The organism is Nocardia sp. NPDC047038, assembly GCF_040644075.1.
GTDB classification, from domain to species: domain Bacteria; phylum Actinomycetota; class Actinomycetes; order Mycobacteriales; family Mycobacteriaceae; genus Nocardia; species Nocardia sichangensis.
On the sequence record NZ_JBEYVQ010000034.1, the window covers coordinates 1 to 21,404 of the forward strand.

6 protein-coding genes and 1 pseudogene are annotated in these 21,404 nt (G+C 64.8%); 1 reads left to right on the forward strand and 6 read right to left on the reverse strand.

Annotation, left to right across the window (positions count from 1 at the left end; translation table 11 throughout):
• The 6 genes and pseudogenes from ABZ824_RS39095 to ABZ824_RS39120 all read right to left on the reverse strand — a co-directional run.
• The coding region (locus tag ABZ824_RS39095; protein WP_356969917.1) for a transposase at nt 1–766 on the reverse strand (766 nt) is incomplete at its 3' end.
• Nucleotides 767–1,028: 262 nt separating this feature from the next.
• Entirely contained in the window at nt 1,029–1,193 is a 165-nt protein-coding gene (locus tag ABZ824_RS39100; protein ID WP_356969919.1) for a hypothetical protein, read from the reverse strand.
• 84 nt (nt 1,194–1,277) lie between these two features.
• Nucleotides 1,278–2,119, reverse strand: a pseudogene (locus ABZ824_RS39105) (IS5 family transposase).
• A 731-nt stretch (nt 2,120–2,850) separates the two neighbouring features.
• Entirely contained in the window at nt 2,851–16,182 is a 13,332-nt protein-coding gene (locus ABZ824_RS39110) for a helix-turn-helix domain-containing protein (RefSeq protein WP_356969921.1), read from the reverse strand.
• A gap of 24 nt (nt 16,183–16,206) precedes the next feature.
• Entirely contained in the window at nt 16,207–17,850 is a 1,644-nt protein-coding gene (locus tag ABZ824_RS39115; protein WP_356969923.1) for a hypothetical protein, read from the reverse strand.
• Nucleotides 17,847–19,259, reverse strand: coding sequence for a hypothetical protein (locus ABZ824_RS39120; protein WP_356969925.1), 1,413 nt, complete (start codon nt 19,257–19,259; stop codon nt 17,847–17,849). The genes ABZ824_RS39115 and ABZ824_RS39120 overlap by 4 nt, the downstream gene beginning before the upstream one ends.
• A 548-nt stretch (nt 19,260–19,807) precedes the next feature.
• On the opposite strand from ABZ824_RS39120, the gene ABZ824_RS39125 reads away from it, so the two are divergent.
• Nucleotides 19,808–20,194: a transposase family protein gene (locus tag ABZ824_RS39125; RefSeq protein ID WP_356969927.1), complete on the forward strand. Its 387-nt coding sequence runs from the start codon at nt 19,808–19,810 to the stop codon at nt 20,192–20,194.
• Nucleotides 20,195–21,404 lie beyond the last annotated feature (1,210 nt).

Consider the following 21,404-nt stretch of genomic DNA (forward strand, 5'->3'; position numbering starts at 1 on the left):
AGGTGGCATACGCGGCTGCGGTCGCGAAGCGGGTCGCCAGGCCGGTGCGGCCGATGAGCCGAGCCGCCAGCACCGGACCGATACCGTCGACTGTCCGCAACCGAGTGCCGTGCTCGACGAGCAACTGATCGATATCGGCCTGGTTTGTGGCCAGCTGCCGGTCGAGGCGTCGAATATCAGCGATGAGATCCTTGCACAGACCCACGCGAACCCGATCGGAGAGCGTCTGTGCCCGCAACCCCCGCAGCGCAGTGGCGGCGGTGTTCGCACTCAGGCCGGTCGGGGCTCCGCCGGCCAGTAGCTCCCTCAGCAGTGCGTGCAGCTGGTTGACTGTGCGGGTCCTGCTGGCGGAGGGGTTGTTTCGTCTCTCGTCCAGCATCCGTAGCGCATCGGAGTGCTCGTCGGGCACGACCAGGCGGCCTTCACCTTGGAGTGCGGCGACGCAGGCCGCTGCGGCAGCGTCGATCCGGTCGTTCTTGCGTCGGCCGCCGCGGGACAACTCCCGCACCCGCGCCGTCGCGGTGGTCGGCACGTCCAGCACCGTTTCACCACGTGCGATCAGCCATCGGGCCAGATGGCGTCCGAGTCCGTCGGCGTTCTCCACCGCCCACTGTCGTTGCGGCCACCGCCTGGCCCACGCGATCAGTCGTCGGTATTCGGCCAAGGTGGCCTCGATCCGGATCGAACCGAGATCGATGTTTGTGCTCGGGTCCACCGCGGTGGCGGTGTGCGTGCTCTTGTGCGGATCGACACCGATAACGACCATGGGTAACGGGTCCCTCTCTCCTGTTCGGGTGGGGATCCGCGGCGGACAATCCGACTTCCAGTACCTTGCCCGTACTTGTGGTCATGCCTCTCTTCGGTCACGCCGCGAACGCAGGCCGGGTGGCGCGACATACCCCCGCAGAGTCAGCCCGAGAATGCTGCGGCGACAGGAACCTCAGGAGTCAAACCACCCGGCCCGCTGCGGCACGCTACGGGCAGCTACCCCGACTACGAAACCGCTACCGGAGATATAAGTCGGAACCTCAATCTATATCAACCCGCAGCTCCTTGAGGCCACCCTCGACCGCGAACCAGAGGGACTGGCCACACCCACTGTGCGACATGATCTCGTGAACCGCCTCGTCGAAGATTTCGGCTGCCACAGCCGGACCTGAGATCAGTCTTGGATCAGCGATGTAATTGGTCATCACGTATGCCATTGCCCGGATAGGTTACTTGTCCGGTGGAGAAATACCGCCGCCGATGCTATTTCGGCAGGTAGATGGTGGTCTTCATGGGCGGCGTCCTGGTCGGGTGTCCCACCGGTAGAGGGTCCATGCTTTTCGGATCAGGCTGCGCACGATGATGACCGTGTCGGCGAGGTCGAAAAACGCGTCGATCACGACCTCGCGGCGTCGTAGCAGCGTTGGAGGTGGTTGAACGTGTTGTGCCAGGAGTTCGTACGCTCGACGTGCCAGCGTTGGCTGGCCTGGATGGGTGCTTTCTCGCCCTTGTGGGCGATCTGCCCGCGCAGGCCGCGCTCGGCGAGTTCGGTGCGGGTCTTGCCCGAGTCGTAGCCGGAGTCCAGATGCACGGTGATCTCGGCGGGTAGCGGACCGAGATCACCGAGCTTGTCCAAGGTGGGGGCCAGCAACGGCGAGTCGTGGCGGTTGGCGCCGGCCAGTACCCGACCCAAGGGGATGCCATAGCCCTCGACCATCATCGAGCGTTTCATGCCCTGCTTGCGGCGATCAACCGGGGACGGGCCAGCGCACTCGCCACCGCCGGGAGCCTTGGTGATGCTGCCATCCACGGCGACATGGTCCAGCAGCAGACCCACGATACGGTCGTAGGCATCCAGAGCGATAGTCCTCAGCTGGGCGAAGATACCCAGTTCGATCCATTCGTCGCGGCGGTTGCGAACCGTGGTGGCTGAGCAGGTGGTGTCGGCGATGCCCTGGTAAGAGCAGCCGAACCGCAGCACCTGCAGCAGCTTGTCGAACACGACCCGATCCGGGATCCGGCGGCGGTGGCAGCTCAGCGGATGGACCGGATCGAACTCGGGACGGACAGGTAGCAACGCGGCGAACTGGTCCCACAACGGGGCGGTCAGCCATGATGGCAAGGCAGGCACGGAACTCCTGGTGATCACGAAACCTCAGCAACTTCATGATCATCAAGCCGGTGCCGACACTTCATCTCAGGGCGACGAATCACCCAATCTGCGCGACCTCTAAGTCGACGGTTCAGAGGACAACGTCCCGGTGGCATGGCGGACGGCAGCAAGTCCGGGTTCGACGTAGCGCTGTGCCGCCCATAGGGATTTGTGGCCGGTCTTGGCCATGATGATGTAGGCGGAGACGTTGGCCTCGCCGAGACGGGTGGCGGAGTGGGTCGGTTACCGTGGTGGGCTAGCAGGACGCGGACACGGTTGTAGCCGAGCTGGGCACGGCCGGTTTGCGGGCAGATGTCGCGCGAGTCGGTGGTCACGCGGCGGTGCGGCCAAGGCCAGTGGTGTGGCCGCCTTTGGCGGTGATCTCGGCCTGTTTGTTGGCAATGGCGCGGTGTGTTCGGTTTCGCTCGGTCGGGCCGGGGCCAGCGAGGAGATACCTGCCACCATCGGCGCCGGTTGTTTCGCGACTCCGTCGGGTCAGGTCCTCCATCGACAGCGCACGAATTGAAACGAATGTGTGCGCGCGCTTGCTCCGACGGCACCCAACCGGTCGACGCTGCCGGGGCATCTCGGCCGAACTCCATTCACCAGGTGTCTCCGCCAGTTCATGCGGACTGCTGCCTATCAGGCCATAGTCAGTGTCAGTGCGCGTGCGGGCCGATCGTAGACGGTTCGGATCGGCCTGGACACGATCACGCGCCTTCCGCGTCTGCGGACGCCGTGCCGCCTGGCCGCCGGTTGAGCCGGCGGAATGCCGTACGTAGCACGCTGCTGGCCTGCTCGGCCAGGTGCTGGACCTCGTCCGGTGCGATCCCCAGTCGTGTACCCACCTGGTCTATGGTGTATTCATTGATCAGATGGAGCACGAATACCTGCTCTGCCAGCTGCGGGTCCGGCAGGGCCGCTAGCGCGTCGCGCACGTCGGTTGCGAATTCACCACCGGCTTCGTCGAGAGTCTCGAACTCGGCCACGGTGGAGGACGGGGTGGGGTCGGCCACTTCCGCGGGTCGGTCTTCGGGCGGTGGGGCGTCCAAAGAGGTGGTTCCCTTCGCTCCGAGGTCCTTCCGTGCCGCGTAGACCTGGTCCGGTCCGAGGCCGAGGGCTGCGCCGATCTCGGTGTCGGTGGGTTTGTTCCCCTGATGCATGTCTTTGTAGCGGTTGATGAAGGCGTTGACTTTTCCAACGACTCGACGTTGCGCTTCGGTGAGATTTGGAAATCGCTCCTCGAGAGAAAGACGCATGATCATGCCGCGGCAGGTGGCACGGGCATGAGCCGCAAATGAACCCTCGGGTATGTGGTTACCGATCGCGGAATGTACCGCTTCTCGTAATCGGCTGGCGATCTCCTCGCGGTCGTCGTACTTGTGCCATGACCGTGCTGCCGCCGCAACGATTTCTGCATGTTTGCTGTAGATTTCCCAGCTTATTCGTTTTTCTTCCGTCGATCCCACTGGAGTGGCAATCAACCGCCGAAAATCCTCCGCTTCATCCTCAGGTGCCGCAGGCCAACCCGGATCCGCGCAGAAGCGCTTGATCGCTGCCTCGAAAATTTCCTGCGGCATATAAGTCGCATCACGAATTCGACGCAGACTCCGGAGATGCGGCCGGTGTGACCCTATCTCGTAAGCTTCAATTGTATATCTATTTAGTTGCGTATATTCGGCGAGTTGTTTTATGGTCCACCTCCAGTATAGTCGGCTGTGTCTCAGCCATTCGCCCAGCGAGGTGGCGATGGCCGGATCGGGCATCGTTTCCCCGGCCGGATCCATCGGATAGGAATATCCCCAGGCTTCGGCGAACACGTTCCAGTCGATCCCCGATTTACACAGGCCGCGGTCGTAGGCTCGCAATACCCGCTGTTCGTCAGTCTTCATTCCCGGTGGGTACAGGATTGTTTCACCGATCCCAAACAGATCCGCCGTCAGCCTCCGAGAGATCCCGTTCACGATCGCGAATTCTTGGAGGTACCGGCTGAATGAGCCAATGGTATCGATGTCGGGGAACCTCCAACGGGACCAGTCTTCACGGCGGACGCCTCGCAGATGAGGATAGTAGACTTCAAGAACTTTGCGACGTATCTCGGGTGGTACATCCAGAGCGTGGAATAGTCGATCCAAAGTAGGCGGCGACGGCCGCCGGGACGCTGTTTCGAACATTGATAATTTCGTATCGGAAACGCCGGTGTGGTTGAGTTCGGTGAGTAGTTTTCGGGTCATCCTGCGATACAAGCGAAAGTCTTTCAGCCATTCTCCTAGTGAAATAGTCGAATCCGGGTCGGGTATGGTTTCTCCAGCCGGGTTGATCCGGTAGGCGTATCCCCAGGCTTCGGCGAACGTGTTCCACGGTATTCCTGACTTGTGCAGGACGTGGTCGTAGATCTGCAACATGATAGCCTCATTCACGCGCCTCTTACCGCGGGTATCGATGCTGACTCGAAACAAGACCGCGGCCTGTTCCGGGGTAATCCTGTTCTTCTCCGCGAATTTTCGGAGGTAGTCGACGAGTGTGCCCGTGGTGCGAGGATCGGGAAAGCCGACATTGCCCCAATCGAATGAGCCTTCCTGATCGAAGTCTGCCGGACTCGGGTAGTAGAGTCCGTGTACTTTTCGACGTGTCTCGGGCGAAACGTCCAGGGCATCGAAAATCGCATTGATAGTATTCAGTGACGGCTGACGGTGTCCTCCCTCGTAATCGGAGATCTTCGAGTGCGTGAGGTTGCTGCGTTCGACGAGCTGTGTTTGCGACATCCTGCGGTAGAGGCGGAGGTTTTTCAGCCATTTGCCTAGTGGGATGGTCGCGTCCAGGTCGGGTATGGTTTCTCCGGCCGGGTTGATCCGGTAGGCGTATCCCCAGGCTTCGGCGAACGTGTTCCACGGTATTCCCGACTTGTGCAGGCAGCGGTCGTATACCTGCAACACGAAAACCTCACGCTGCACGCCCCTGTGTGGGACCTCAAGGTCGACTTGGAACAGTACCCCTGTCTGATGCAGGGTGCTCTTGTTCTCCTTCGCTAATTTTCGGAGATAGTCGACGAGCGTGCTCGTGGTGTGAGGAGCTGGGAAGGCCACATTGCCCCAATCGAATGCGTCTTCCTGATCGGTGTCCTCCGGACGAGAGTTGTATAGTTTCTCAAAGACTGTTTTCCGTACCGTGGGCGGTACGTCCAAGCCCTCGAAAAGTATATTCAAGACGTCCGGCGACGGCCGCCGTCGTTCTGTCTCGAAACGATAGACCGCCGCAGTGCTCAGGTTGGCGTGTTGGGCGAGTTGGGTCTTGGTCATTCTGCGGTAGAAACGGGTCTGTCTCAGCCATTCTCCTAGTGGGGTTATGGTGTCCGGGTCGGGCATGGCTTCCCCCGCCGGATTCATTCGGTAGGAATATTCCCAGGCTTCGGCGAACGCGTTCCAGGGAATTCCCGACTCATGCAGCAAACGGTCATATGCCCCCAACACGAGAATCTCGTCACTCTTCTTGACCGGATTTTTCAGGTTACTTCTGTCTACTCGGAATATGTTCGCGGCCTCTTGCATAGAAATACGGTTCATGGCTGCGAATTCCCGCAGGTACTGGTTGAATGTGTTCGCGGTATGGCGATCCGGGAATGACCAACGGGACCGGTCTGGCGCATCCGGTAGATTGGCGGTGTCCGATGTGAGGTCGCTGGTGTCGACCATGCCGGGCGTCTCGCGCCGACGGGGGATGCTCGCGGTGCGTTGGGATTTTCCGTGGTCCGCGAGATGCGGTGCTAACTCCATAGCAGACTGCAGAATGTCTTCGGAGATGCCGAGACCGTTGCGGAATTCCCGCAAATATTTGGCCGTCACACGTCCACGCCCCCTCTCCGCGCGGAGCACACTCTGTTCGCTTTTTCCTATGCGCTCGGCGAGTTCCGGTTGAGACATCCCGAAGTACCGTCGGACGTCTATCAGCCAGCGTTCGATCGAGGTGTATTTCGTCGGGTCGGGAATCGATCCAGCAAAATCGGCCGCAAGCCGCGGCGCCAAGCGCCGCACCGCAGTCCGCAGAACGCCATCGGAGATACCCATGCCTCTGGCGAAAGCCCGCAAATAGTCGGCCGTCGCACGACGGCCCCTTCTCTCCACGATATTCACCGTGTCGAAGTCTCGTCCTATGCGTTCGGCGAGTTGCGTTTGGTTCAGCCCGAAGTGCCGTCGTACGGCTATGAGCCAGTGTTCGATCTCCGTGTATTCGGGATTCGCCGGATCGGGAAACGATTCCGTGAAATCGGCCGCGAGGTGCGGCGCCAAGCGCCGCACCGCAGTCCGCAGAACGCCATCAGGAATACCCAGAGCACTACCAAAAGCCCGCAGGTAGCCAGCCGTCACGCGACGTTCTCCCGTCTCCGTGCGGCGCACGCTGTGCTTGCTCCGTCCCAAGCGCTCAACGAGTTGCGGTCGGCTCAGCCCGAAGTGCTCCCGGACATCCCCGAGCCATTTTTCGATCGTCGTGTAACCTGCGGGATCAGGAAGCGGCCCCCGGTCAGGCATCTTGGCCGAACTCCATCCGCCAGGTGTCTCCGCTGGTTCGTGCGGCCTGCTGCCGATCAGGTCACGCCGACCATCGCCCGGCTCCGATTCGCTGCTCTCCGCCCGGGGCTGGTCCCGCGCCGTCCTCGACTTGGTCCACGGTGTCGGCGGAGGCATGGGCTGCTCGCGTGCGGTGACTTCGGCGGGCTGCTCCTGCGGCCTGCTGCCGATGAGGTCGCCCGGCTCCGTCTTCGGCTCGAGCTGGTCCGGGTAAGAGGGTGCCACCGCGACCTTCTCACTCCACGGCAGATCGGCGTCGTCTGGCACACCATGTACCGTTGTCGGCACGGCGCCGACGGGCCGAGCTGCCATAGCCCCGCCGAAGGGATCCTCGCCGACCCGGTCACCGATCGAGGCCAGCACGCTGATCGACTCGTCCTCGCTCGCCCTATGGGCGTCGGCAACCAGATGGTCAATGGCGCGAGCGAACTGGTCACGCACTGTGGGACCTTCGGCCACCACATGCCCGACGATCGAACCCGACACGCCTTCGCTGTTTGTCACGGCCATGACGACCGTGCCGGTCCGCGCATCGTAGAACACCAGCCAAGCCCGCCACCGATCACCGAGCACCGCGACCCGCGCCTGGAGTGCGCGCCACGCGGCAATAGTCTCCGTCACCCGCAGCGACCGAACAGCCAACGCGGCAAGCTCCGCCCTGGCGATCTCTGGCTCTGTTTCGGCGGCAAGGTCGGCGGGCGGGCCGTTCCAAATCTCCTCGCGGTCACGAACCAACAGCATCATCGACGCCGCATGCCGCACCGGCCACGGCGCGTCGGTCTCCAGCACATCCCGTGGACGCTCCCGCACCAGCGCGTCGAGCTGAGCCGACGACAGCGACTCCCATGTCGCGCCAGCCACCAACGCGGCGGCGGCTCGCTCCGCCGATAGCGACTGCGCCGGCTCATGTACCACGTCATAGCCGAACCCGGTATGCGACAGCGGCTCCGGCAGTGCGCGGCGAGTACAGTCGGCCCAGTTCGCTGGGTCGTTTGCCACTGCTGCGGCCAGGTCGGTCAGCCACGCGGTTGGATCAGTGGAGTCGTCGCGCAGTGGCATGCGGTTGCGTGCGGTTTCTTGTACTTCGTTGACGAGGGCACTCAGCAGTGTGGGGTCGGAATACCATTGCGCTATCGTCGCGTACACGGCTTCGGAATGCTGGTGCCATAACTGGTCGAATGTCGGCTTCGAGGTCGAGCCCGTACGTGACCATGGTGTCGACGGGCGTTTTTCCTGCGCAGGATGGCTCGGTTCGAATTCGCTCGGTCGCCGCGCGTTTTCGTCCATCGATGGGCGGCTGCCGATGTACCCAGGAGGTCCGTCTTGCCCGGTTCGCGAGCGGTTGCTACCGGTGCGGCCCTCGACATCGCTCGGACTGGCGAAGGAGTCGGGGTTTTCGTTTGGGTCGATTGACGCTTTGCCGTCCAGTCGCTGCCAGATGAGGTTCAGCAACCGTCCGCGGCTGCTGGCACGCAGATGCCCGAACCAGTGTGCGAGGACATCGTCTGGGGAGAAGCCCGGGTCGGAGCGCTCGAGCAGCCGCCATTGGCCGGAAGGGTCTTTCACCAGCCTCGCATGCGCCCACATGACACCCAGGTCGAACGATTCGGTTGCTTGGTCTGTATGGAGTTTCGGTCGTTCCTGGATGGGTTCGAGGTAGGCGACATCGTCGCGGGTGGGCGCTTCGAGGACCAGGCGACGCAGCACCGCCATCGGACTGCGCGGATCATCGGGCTCACCCTGCCTCAGCGACCGGCACCCCTGCTCGACCGCATGATCGACCAGTATGTGACCGTCGGTCGTCATCGTGTAGGCGGTGTCGTCGTGGCCTTTGAAGACACCCGGCGGCAGACCACGGGTCCACTCATCGAAACTCGGTCGTTTTGGTGGTCTCCCTGGTTTGGTTCCCGGGTTGTCGAGAGCTCCCTCGGTACTCAACCGCAGGTACCGGTCCAGCAGCAGGCTCGGGATCCAGTTTCGGCTACGGTCGGTGTACTCCGGCTGCAGATTCCGGTGGGTTATTCCACCATCGGGCTGCGGCTCTATCTCGACGTAGCCGACCTGCATGCGGCCGCCGCGCCGAGGAATGCTGTCCAGCAGTCCCTGGTGCTCCGGGTCGAGGAGCAGCTTGCGCAGCACATGGCCGTGCCGACTCATGCTTGCAACGATCAGAGACTGCGGGGCGTCGGTATCGCCCATACGCACCGCGACCTGTGGATGCCCGACGATAGGCTTGACATTGGGCGAGCGCGATACCTCCTGATCGATATGCGCGCCCGAGATGGCCGCATCGACCGCCTCGGCCGATTCCGCTACCTCATGCTCGGCTCGCTGCCACAACTCGAACGTGTCGGTCAGCCATTGCCCCACTCCTTCGGCGGCGGGCTGACCGGCCAATGCCTCACCCAGCGCGAGAATCTCATCCGCCGCCCCCTGCCAGCCCCCCGCTTGCCCCCGAACTGTATGGCCACCATCGCCCGACCTCGTTGTCGCATCAGCAGGGGAGGGCGCCTCGCCTGTCTCCGAATCCGATTGAGGGCCTTGGTGTGCAGGATCGGCCGTTTCCGCCAGCTTGCTGGCGATGAGTCCGTCCGGCTCCAGATTGCCCTCGCCCGTGCCGGAACCGCTGTCCAATGGGGTCGGCGGCGTGTTATCGGTGTCGCCGTACGGCGCGACGGTGTCACCGGGAGCGGTCACTTCGGCGAGGTTCCAGTCGATCATCTCGCGGACTTCGTCGATCTGGTGTTCGAGCTCCGTGATGGCCTCGTGTTGTTCGGGGTACTCGGCTCGCAGACATTTCAGGCGAGTTTTGGAGTTCTGCAGCGTTCCTCGTAGCACGGCGTCACGGTCGCGCGCGATCTGGGCGCGCTCGACCGCCGTTACGTAAGCGAGGACGGGCTCTCGACGTGGCTGGAAGAGTACCAGCGGTTCGCCATCGACCCCGTGCTGGTCCATCAGCTTCAGGTATTCGCCCCAGTCGCGGGCGGTCACCGGATTCCAGTTCGCCAGCGGCGGATGCTCGACACCCATGCCCGCTGAGTGCGTCTGGTCGAAATGCAAGAAGTTCTCTTCGGGTGTGAGCCTGCGCCCGTCGGCATGGCGGATATCGAACAAGTCGTGATCCGCAGTGAGCGGCCGGAATTCGCCCCCGCGGTCGCGTCCGTACACCACACCATCTCGCACCTCGAACCGACCGGCGGCTATGTGGGTCGCCATCCCCGACTGCAGTGCCTCGTATTCGCGCACACGCTCGTCCAACCTGGCCTGCAGGCGATTCCAGCGCTCCTCGCGGCGGGTGCCGCGCTCCGGCAGGCGCAGGTCGCCCTGCCCCGGGTCGGGGAACCGGAAGTATCCGACCAGGCCCTTCTTGTCGGCTGCGGCGCCGAGTTCGACATCGTCCGCATTGATCGTCTTGAACTTGACCAGCTCCGGTTTGCCAGGAGAGCCGTCCTTGATCCACCGCACCGAGTCCGGGTTCGACGGGCGGACATAGATCATCAGATCGTGCTGGTCAGCGTATGCCTGGAACTCGTTTTGCCGCGTTATCGGGATGCCGTGCCGTGATTCGATCTCCAGCAGGCCTGTTCCAAGCTTGGTGTCCCCGCCGTGTCCCTGGTCCGACCGTGCCTCTAGCCCTGACCATGGCGTCATCCGCCACGCATCCTTCGAGGCCGGCCTAGGTGAAGACTCGCCGAGTTCAAGTGGTCTGCTCCCGATGAATCCGCCCGGCCTGGTCGTGTCCCGGCCTGGCGCGGAATCGGGTGGCGAGACCGATGGCATCGGCGGCTGATCCGGCTCCGCCCTCGCCTCGCTCCACGGCGGCGGCCTGTTCTGATCGCTTGCGGTTAGGTCCGATTCACTCTGCACCGAGATAACCGGGAATTCAGCCTCGAATTCCGCACGACGAACCTCCGTCGGCGACGGATACCCGACGGTCCGAGTGCCACCGCCCGGTGCATCCTTCTTCGTGCTTTTCGCGAGTGTCCGCGCGTTGGCCGTGTTCGCTTCTGCCCGGTATAGGTCGGCGAGGCTGCCGGGAAGGCTGATTTGTGCACGATCGGCAGCGCGATGCATGTGCAGGATGAGTTCGCCGACACTCTGAGCGGCGGCATGGTCGATGGCAGGGCGCACATCGGCGCTACGCACGTATTCCCGGGCGGCCTGCTCGGCCTCCTCGGGTGCCATCGCGTGCTGGTTCACCAGAGTGGTTCGGTACCGCTTCTGAAGGACGGCCCTGTGCTGCTGTCGGTATTCCTCGTAGCACCTCATCACGAAACGCTGGGCGTCCCGTGCGATACCTGGACTGCATAGGATGTCCGCAACGACAGCGAGGGCCATCTGAAGGGCCTCCGGCGTGGCCGAGGGCGTTGCTAATTCCTGCTCGCTTTCGGGTGCGGGCTCGGCCGGGTCCGGGGCGTCGTGCGGGCGGCTACCAATGCGGGCAGGTTCGGCCGATCGGGAAATATCCGACTTGTCGGGCGCGTCCGCGTCGGTCGTCGCCGGCAGATCAGGTGTGCCAGAGTCGTTGACCGGCCAGCCCGGCTGTACCGAGTTGATTTCCTGCACCAACTCCGCATCGACCTCGACGTTCTGGGACGGGGGCAGCGTTTCGGCGGCGGGTGCGTTGCGGTGCGGGCTGGGGATGAGATCGCCGTGTTGGTCGAAGTCGATGGTCCAGAAGGCGCGCTCGGTTGGGGGCACTCGGTCGATGAACTTGCGCTGTTCGCGCCGCCAGGTGTCGAATTTGACGGCCTTGTTCAGCAGGGCACTGCGGTCTGTGAGGTCTCTCGGTCCGAAATCATTGTCGATTCTGACGTCTCCCGAGGCCGCGAGGTCGACCACCTTCAGGTCCGGCGGATCACCAGGTTCGCTGTCGTTGACCAGCAGCACCAGGTGGTTGTCGGCCTCGTCGCTGCCTTGTTCTTCGGTGTTCTTCCACTTGTAGACCAGGACTTGAATGCCTCCGGGCCGCCGTTTCAGCGATGCGACTGCCTGCTCCAGCGAGCCGGCTGCGGTGGGTGCGCCGTGGCGGAACGAGGATTTGACGGTGTCCCAGTTGTGGCCGCGCAGCGGTATCCCGCCGGGCGGCATGGTGAAGTGCTCGGCGTTGTCCTTGCACAGCACCCGAATGGCGGTCACGCCGTTGTTGACGCAGCAGCTGTTCGGGCTGCGTCGGTGTATCTGGGTCACCAGGTCGAGCAGGACGGCGGTAGCCAGGTAGAGCGACGCCGCGGCCACAACGTCCTCCGCGACAGCGGTGCGGGGCGCGGGGTCCCGGGCCACCAGGTTCTCGGCGACAGCGGTGCTGGCTGCGAGGTCCTCGGCCACCGTGTCGACGGCGGCACGCCGGGCCGCGGGGTCGGATTGCGCGCTGGGAGCGAGCCGGTGGGTGCCAGCTTCGGACAGCTGCCGAGCGACGGCTTCGCCCAGCACATCCCGGGCCTTTGCGGGGGTGAGGTCGGAGGCGTCGACACCCGGCCCCAGAGCGCGAGCCAGCTCCAGCCGGGCGGTGGTCAAGGCGGCACCGACATGACGCAGTCCTTCCGCGCCCTCGATCTGCGCGGGATCCCAGCCGATCGTCTCGGCCAGCAGGTCGCGTCGCGGTGTGAGCTCATCGAGGGCCTGCTCGTCGGTGAGTAACGCGTATCGCACCGCCCTTCCGGGCGCGGTCTCATAGAGGTGCTGACGCGATGCTGCCACCGCGGCGGGTGGGAAGTTCGTCCGGTCGCGCAGTATGCCGTCGTCGTTCTGGTCGATCGCTTCGCTCGGTCCGAGCGCCGAGGCGAGAGCGGTCGCGGTCGCGGTGGGAATCCCCAGCAGCCCGGCCAGCCGCGCGGACCGATCCCTAGGGTGCTCAGGTTCGTCGAGATCGCTCGGTTTCCACGGCGTCATCGCCGTGATCAGGGCCGACGGGTTGGTGATGGGTGCGTAGCGGAGGAGGAAATCGGCGGTGGCGTGGTGGTGGGCGCGCTTCTGCAGTTCGGGCACCAGCGAGGCGAGCTGCTCGCCGGCCTCGACGAGCTTGTCCTGCGTTGCGAGGGTGGGGTCGGTGCGGTGCTCGGCGACGGCTTGTTCGTAGTGGATCACCGCCTCGCAAACCCCGCGCAGGTGCATGGCGTTGCGGATCAGCGCGTCCTGCGGCGACATCAGCGCCTGCGCCGTGCCGGGTTTGCCGTTGCGGGCGGTGCGGTTCTTGGCCTGGTCGTAGATGTAGGTGTGTTCGGGGACCTCGGTCATCCACACATGCATGCCACCCTTGGCCAGCACCGCATCCGAAACCGCGATATCCACACCACGCTGTCCCTGGCGGTTGATCACCAGGATCTTGCCCTGCTCGCCGGCGGCATCGAAGACCTTCGCCAGCTCGGTTTCCCAGTCCGTACCCCACTTGGCGATCCGGTCGGCGTCGACCGCCTCGATCGCCTCGCGCGGCACCCCCGCCCGCAGCAACGACCGGACCTGCTTTTCAACCAAATCATTGCGGTGACACAGGATTTCCTGGAATCGGCCCTGCCCACCATCCCACATCTGGTGGGCATATCCGGCCAGCGCGTTCAGCTTGGCCCGGGTGTTGGCGTGCACGTCGGGCTGGCCCTGCACCAACCGCGACGGGTTGAACGGATCGACCGCGTGCGGTGCTTGCAGCCCGTACACGCTCTGCAGCACCTCACCCAGGTCGGTCAACGTACCCGAAGCACCGGTGATGTGATCGAAGAAACGATCGGTGCCGTAGATCTCGGCTGCGGTAATGCTCTTGGCCGAGTCGGCATCGGCGCGCACCACGATCCCGTGTTGCTCGGCGCTCACCCCTGTGGACTCGGCCGCCCGGATCTCCTTGGCCTCCACGGCCTGGGCCAGGCTTGCCTTGCCAGGCTCGGCGCTCCACCGCGATTCACTCGAGATCTTCGGGTTGCGTTGCAGGCCGTGTTCGCCCTGGTCGATGATGACGATCTTGCCCGCATCCATCACGTAATGAGTTTTGTTGCGGCAGGTGAATTCAGCGGCGGCGGCCATCTCGAGCCGCGAAGATCCCATCTGCCCCAGCCAACGCTTCCCGTCCGGCAGCGCCTCGACCTTCTCCCGTCCCGCCGGCGTCAACCCCGCCTGACCCTCATACCAAAACTGCGTCCCCACCTCAAGGGTTCCATCGGGCAGGTCCACATCGACTTCCTCTGCGATCCGTTTCAGACCGAAATCCTCGTGCGCCAGCTGCCCCTTCGCGAGCGCCTCGGCAAGGAAGTCGTGGGCGGCCCACACCTGCCGCACCGTCGCCCCGGGCGCGGCACCGGCGGCGATCTCAGAACGGATGAACCTCTTCTCCCCGCGGTCGAGGATCGCGTCCATCTCATCGATCACAACCCGACGCGGCGGCAAGTGACCGGCATTGCACAAATGCCCCACCGTTTCACCGGTAGCGACCACAATCGCGGGCCGACCCGAGGTCACCGGACCGAACCCCCTCTCCTGGTCGGCCCGCAACACATCGAACCCGAAACCACCCAACACCCGCTGATACTCGGTGAACTCCCGATGCGCCAACCCGTCCGCGGTCGTCACCAGCAGCACCGAACCGTGCCGCACCGCCTGGCTCATCGAGTACGACATGAACATCAACGTCTTGCCCTGACCCGGCAGCATCTGCACCGGCCGCCGCGCCATCTCGAACCCGCCCTCCAGCTGCGGCCCCCGCAACACCATCCCCCCCGGCACCTCATCGCTCGTCCCCCGCCGAATGATCTCCATCCCAGCGATCAACGATTCCCGCTCCTCGCCACGGAACAACCCAGCCTTCAACACCACCTCGGGAAGATTGCACAACCGCAACTCCTGCGGGACGTCATCACCAGAACGCGCGTGGAAATCAGCCAACACCTCATCGGCATGGTCGCCATGATCCAGTGCCGGCGAACCGGCATCATCGTGCGAACCCGCGGCCGAGCCGCGGTCAGACGGCACATCAGGACCGATCGCAGCAGCCGACGCAACATGCTCACCAGCAAGCCCGTGCTCCCCGACAACGCCATGCCCACCAGCAAGGCCGCGCTCCCCGCCACCAGGATGCTCCCCCGCCATACTTTCTGCGGCAACCACCCTAACCCGCGGCGGCGGCGCTGTCTCCGCACCGGCCGCAACACGCGGCGGTACTGTCGCGTTGCTGTGGTCGACAGGACCACCCGGACGCGGTGCCTGCGCCGCCCGGTCGATAGGCCTATCCACACGCGGCACCTCGGCCGACCGGTCTGGTGTGGCGCGGACACCACCGGTCACCCGCTCATGTGGCATCGCCGACGGCCGCGATTGCCCGGACCCAACGGATGCGGTGGTCCGCGACGCGGCGGTCGGCGCAAGGCCTGCGGCGGCCACCGTGTCCGGACCGCCTGCCCATGCTCTCCTCGCGCGCTCCCACGCATGCTCCGCTTCCGCCGAAATCGTGATCGACGGCGCGGCGACACGCTGGTCTGGCCGGGTGAACAGACCGCTGCCGTCGACCTCCGCCACGACCGACCGAGCGCGGGGGGCGTGGGCGTGCACGGTCCCGGCGAATGCGCCGTTGAGCATCGGCGCGAGGATGTGGTCGAAATCCTGCGGCCAACCGGTGATCATGGCCGCGGCGCCCAGGCCGGCCGCCGCGCCCGCGGTCCCGTGCACCAGTCCGGTCAGCATGCGGCTGGTCTCCATCCGGGGAATCACCGTTGGCGCGAACCGACCGGCGAGCCCGCCACCGACCGCACCGCCGGCGCCTGCCGCCCCCGCGACGAGTATCGACGTCAGGTCGATGCCTTTCGGGTTCCCGCCGTTGTCCCCGATCGGGGACAAATTCCGGTATCCCGCCGCGGCCTGCAACAGCTGCACGCCCCCGTCCACACCCGCGGGTAGCAGGGCCGCCCTGCCCGCAGTCAGCGCGAACTTTACCGGCCCCAATGCCGACAGCCTGCTTACCGTATTCGCCGCGAGCTGCCCGTAGGCTTTCTTCAGGGTCGCGCGAATGAGCTCGACCTCGGCCCGCCCCCCGGTCAGCGTCGCCTCGACCATGGGTGCCGCCGCCAACTGGCCGGCGGGACCGGCCGCGGAGGCGACCGAGAGCATCCTGATGATCCGCCAGGCCAATTCGATGCCGAATGCGAACATCACGCACAGTGTCTTCTCTGCGTCGTTGGCCGCGCCACCGGCCTCATCGGCCAGGGCCAGGGCCTGTTCGTGCAGCTTGGCCGCGCCGTCCTGGTGCGAGTGCAATGCCGCGCGCAATTGGTCACCGAACACCCCGACCGAATCCTGCTGTGCCAGTAGGCTTCCCGCGTCCAGCGCGTGATTGGATATCTCTGCGGCCCGGTCTCGCAGCTGCGCGGCCATCCACCGCATCCTGGAGATGTCGGCCCGGGGCAGGTCTCCGCCGAACACCACCATTTCGATCGGACGCCGCACGAAGGTGGGCAGGCTCTCGAACATCTCCCGCAGCTGCACCACAGGGTTCAGCAACGACGCGTCTCCCACTGACACCGCCTAACCTGGTGGCCGGGCCGCGTCGACCAGTGCCGCGTGCAGTGCCTTCGCGGGAGCACTGGCACTTTCGCTGTGCAGCACGACATCGGCGAACGCGGCGCCCAGCGCTCGGTGCGCGTCGAAGCCGCCCGCCTCGCCGGTCGCACCGGTCAACCCGGCACGCCAGCGCCGATATCCGTGTAACAGCTCGGCGAGTGTCGTGTATCGCCCCGCCATCACGCGCATGTACTCGGCGATCAAGGTGTGCTGCGCGGTTCTGCGGGCGACACCGCCCCCGGCGCTGTTCAGTGCCAGGCCGAGTTCTCGTACCGTCGCCGCGTAGACAGCCGGATCGTCCGAGCCGGCTTCGGATTCCAGCGTCACGGCACCTCGGCTCGGTTCGCACGCGACACGCCGATCGAGGGTGATCGACCTGGCAGCGGCCGAGTCACGCGGTTCATACCCCCACCGCACGCTCGCGGCGTCGTCACCCAGCTCCGCTACCGCGACGACGTCGAGAACAATCGCCGGGTAGTCGGTGAGCACCCGATCGACGGCCGCCGCGAACTCGCGCACGGGTGTCTCTTGCAGGCCGGGCAGGTCGAAACCGACGACCGCGACGCCGTGCCGGTCCCCCAGCGTCCGCGCCAGCCAGACGAGCAGGGGTGAGGCCCCGGGTTTGCCAACAGGTCGTTCCGTATCGTGCCGTCGATCACGCTTGCGCTGCTGGTCGCCCTTCCCCGAACGCGGCGGAGAGTCCGATCGAAGATCGGACGAATCCGGCTCGGCGGCCGTGGACCCGCGCTGCAGTGTCGCCGGTGGTCTGGTCCACGGCGATTCTCTTCTCGCGCCGACCGCGGAACCCGCATTTCGTGCGGGCGTCGCCCCACGCCGGTCGGAGACCGTGCTCGGGTTGCGAGGCGCATCCCGGCGGGTATCCGGCGGCGATACCGCGCTGGATCGGGGCCGACGGTTTGGATCCTGGGCTGGCTTCGCACCACCTTGCCAGTCGGGTGTGCCCATCGAAGTGAACTGCGGGCTGTTTCGCGACGCGGACGGTCCTGCAGACGCACCCGGCGGCGTGGCGGACGTCGATTCCTCGGCTGGCTTCGCACCACCTTGCCAGTCGGGTGTTCCCATCGAAGTAGACTGCGGGCTGTTTCGCGACGCGGACGGTCCTGCAGACGCACCCGGCGGCGTGGCGGACGTCGATTGTCCGATGGATGCACCGTCCGCGGCCCCACCGGACGGTGCTGGAGACGAGGTCACCGGATCCTGCGCCGGGGTAGGAGCGGTGGCCGAGGACGGCTGCGTCCCCGTTCCGTAGTCGGGATCCGGACTACGGAACTCGTCTGCCGCTCGGCCGACACGATCGGCACCGCCAAGATCCACGGACTCGAAGTCGAGTGCGGCATCGGCGACCTGCTGGGACGTCCCGCGCAGGCTTTCCTCCATCGCCCGCAGACTGGCCAGCAACTGATCGGCGCGCGGGGTGAAATCCTTGGCGAACGCCTCGCCGAGGTCGTCGTCGCCCCAGCATCCGTTCGTAGCGGCCAGGCAATCCTGCAGCTCGGCATAGGTGCGGCCGACCCGCTCGCCGAGTTCGGCCAGCCGCGCACCGTCCCGGCGCAGGGTATCGGGATCCAGCCGAAACTCGTCGTTCACGTCGCCCCCTCCGGCCGGGCTCGCCCATCTCGGCGAAACCGGAACCGTCGCTCGAACCCGGCCACGAACGCCGACCGCGGCACCGACGATGTCGAACGCTCCACTACACCGTCATCGGCGACATAGAAGACCGCACGATCCAAAGCGATCTCACCGGCGGGCACCGGCGAGCGCACCACCCAGCCCATGCCGATCCGATCAGCCCGCAATGTCGACAGCGGGTATCCCGTTGTGCCGTAACCCTGTTGGTGAATATGGTCGCGCACGAGGCCGAGCGCATCCGCCTCGGTGATCCCGTCCGCGTGGTCCGCGGTCAAGCCCGCGACAAAGAACTGGAACAGGGCGCCGTCGGTATCGGCGCCGTCGTCGTGACCGAAGACGTTCGCGACCGTCACGCGGGTCACCGAGCCCGACTGCGCGGCGAACACCAACGCCTCGGCGGCTTTCGACACGTCCTCCGCTCGCTCGCCCACCAGGCTGGCGACGACGCCCGCCACGCTCTCGACCGTCCACACTGCAGGCACGGCCGGTGCGCATTCCGACATCGGAGCGGACTCTCCCCGATACCACCTTCCCGACTCGCACCAGTAGCAGAACGACAGCAAACCGGTGGCCGCACGCGGATTGAGCACCGGGTCCGCCACCCAATCCGGCGCGCCCGCGAAGAATTTCGGAGCTGCGGCACCGGCGTTGTAGACGGCGTCCAAGACCGGCGCATTCCAGACACCGCCCGACAACACCGCGCGATCGCCAGGAAGCAAGGTCAGCGTCGAACCGCTGCGTTCCGCGCTTTCGAATACGCCCATCGACGGCCCGACCCGCGGCCCCCGCCTCGATCCGACCGCCACGAACGCCGCCGATAACACCGCCCAGCGCGCCCATAACACAGTGAGGTCTGGCAACTCGCCAGCTACGGATGCCGTTCGCACCCCTGCCCGCTTATCCGCGCGAGCAGCCGCAGCGGCCTGCCGCGGCGGCCTGGACCGCCACTCGCCCCGCCCGACATACGCCGCCAACCACACCGGCAACCGATCCCGCGGATAAATCGCCAGATCGGCCAAGTATGCGTCCGGAGAAAACAACTGCTCGCCCGGGAACGGGGCCGCACCACGGTCTTCCGCAACCTCGGCACCATCGGCATCAATCCGCACCAGCAATCGCCACCACGGCCCATCGCCCGACCCAACCGACACCTGCCGATGCCGACGCACCACATCCCATATCGCATCCGGCACCGGACACCGCATCGACCACACTCCGTCGTCGGCCACCAGCAGCGCCGACTCGGCAGCGACGGTCATCGCGAACCGGGCCTCCAACCGCTGCCACCCGGACGGGGCCAACTCGCGCAGCCCCCGCGTGATCTTCTCCATCAACTCGACGGGATCAACGCCTCCCTGCTCGGCCACCTCACACTCCAAACCCGGCAAACGGTAAACGAGCCGACGCCTCAGCGGCACCACGGTTATCGCTGCTGAGATCGCCATCTCCATGAGACGTGGTGATCAACCTCGGATCGAGGACCGGCAGCACCCTGAAGGGCATCGATTGGCTTCCTGTCGATATCAAGACTGTGTCTTATGTAGTAGCGATGAAGAAGACTCGCTGTAGGCGAGGTATGGATCCGCGGCGAACTCCGGAATTCGCATCGATACGCGCGGGCGGTCGGTGTCGATAAGCGACACCTGCGATATCACGTAACGGAGACTAGCGGTAAGGGACATGCGAAACGGTCAAGGGCGTGACTCCGAGTGGGACAGGATTCGCCCGAAAGGCGGTCAGGCATCGCAGCGTGGTCGCATCGCGACAACGGCTGCGGAGGCCCGCAAAGCTCGATGACCTGCGCTCGCCGCGACGCGTGCTGGTGGACACGTGATAATGGCTCTGGAAACAAATTTGATGATTATGTCGTGTCGAACACGCTGGGGCGCAAGGCAATCGCATTCAGACGCGGCTCATGGTGTTGTATGATGTCGCAAAAACTTCTGTGAGCCCGCTTTTTCCGCATCTCGCGGGAATTCGCCTTGATGGCGTTTCGGCGACGAGCAGTCGGATCCAGTTCGACGCCTCGACCTGTTGTATTTCGGCCGCCTGCACGCGATGCGGGTGTCGCTCGCCTGCGGTGCGCAGCCGCTACCAGCGCAAGATCGTGGATGTGGCCGTCGCCGGGCGGGAAGTAGTGATCCAGCTGAGGGTGCGCCGGTTCCGGTGCCCGGATTCCCGATGCGAGCGGAAAATCTTCTCCGAGCAGGTCAGCGAACTGGTCGCCCGGCATCAACGGCGTAGCCCGTTGGTGACCGAACTGCTGACACGAGTCGGGCTGGCTCTAGGAGGCCAGGCCTGATGCGAAACTGACTCAGCAACTGGCGGCGGAGGTTCCGCGGTCAACAGGGCCGTGGCTCGTTCGGGTGGTCCCGCTGCCCACTATCGGCCCGCTGGTGGAGATCGGGGTCGACGACTTCGCCATTCGCCGCGGCCGCAACACATCATCCAACACCACGAGCCGCGTCCATAGGCGATTGCCCTGCGCCCCACTGTGTTCGACACGACATGATCATTCAATTTGCTCCAGGGCCATGTCCCGATGTCTGTTGACAACGCGCTGATCGAGTTTTCCGCAACCGCCGAGCGGCATTCTCGAGGACCAACCCGGAGGTGCGAGCACCTGCTCGAGGACCGTCGCACAACAGGGAGGGTCTCTGTCCCAAGAATCGACACGGGGGCAGCGTCTGTCGACGTGGTTGACGCCGCGACCTCGTGCAAGACGAGAGGCGAGATGATGGCGCGACAAGTGTACCGAGTCTGCCGAGATAGCTTGCACACTCTCATCCTTCGAAGCAGATGTCGTCGTCGATTCGATTCTCACAAACCCGAGATCGGGGTGGTATGGGGGAAACGCCTACACTTCTGACTCGTCAGGCGCCTCGGGCCTGACGAGCACCCAGACGATCGTCCCCGTCGACGAATCCCACCCGCGCTGTACCTGCCGCACCTGAGGCCAGACATGCGAACTCGGTTCGCACCCCCACTCCACGCCCTCGCCTTCGATCCGCCCCTGGGCTACGCAACGACCCAAAACAGAAGCCGGAAGCGACGCCCGGGGACTCTGCCTTCATCAATACAAGCGGGGTCGAGACTTCCATTGTTCGATGAGCGCTCCGAGTCGTTTGCCGGTCCATTGTCGGATCGTGGTGTGCGTATCGACGTGGGTCACAACCTGTTCCGGTGGATTGTCCTTGCTGACCACGGCACCTGCGGCGATATGGCTGCGCAGCCCGATCCGCACCCACTGATCACCCGCGCGCCGAACCCGACAAGGAATCTTCCTCAATCACCGGCGATTCCTCATCGACACGTCATCAACCGAGATCCGGGGCGGGTATGCTTTTGCACGAGGTCCACATCATCACCTCCAACGATGCGGGGGTGCCTCTCTATTTTGTCAAGCTGCAGAGGAATAGTCGGCAGGATGTCGACGTCTGTGAGCCTCGTCGGCGATCATGATTCGCCAGATGGTGTTGGACAGGTGTCGTTTCAGGCAGCGCATGGCGGCA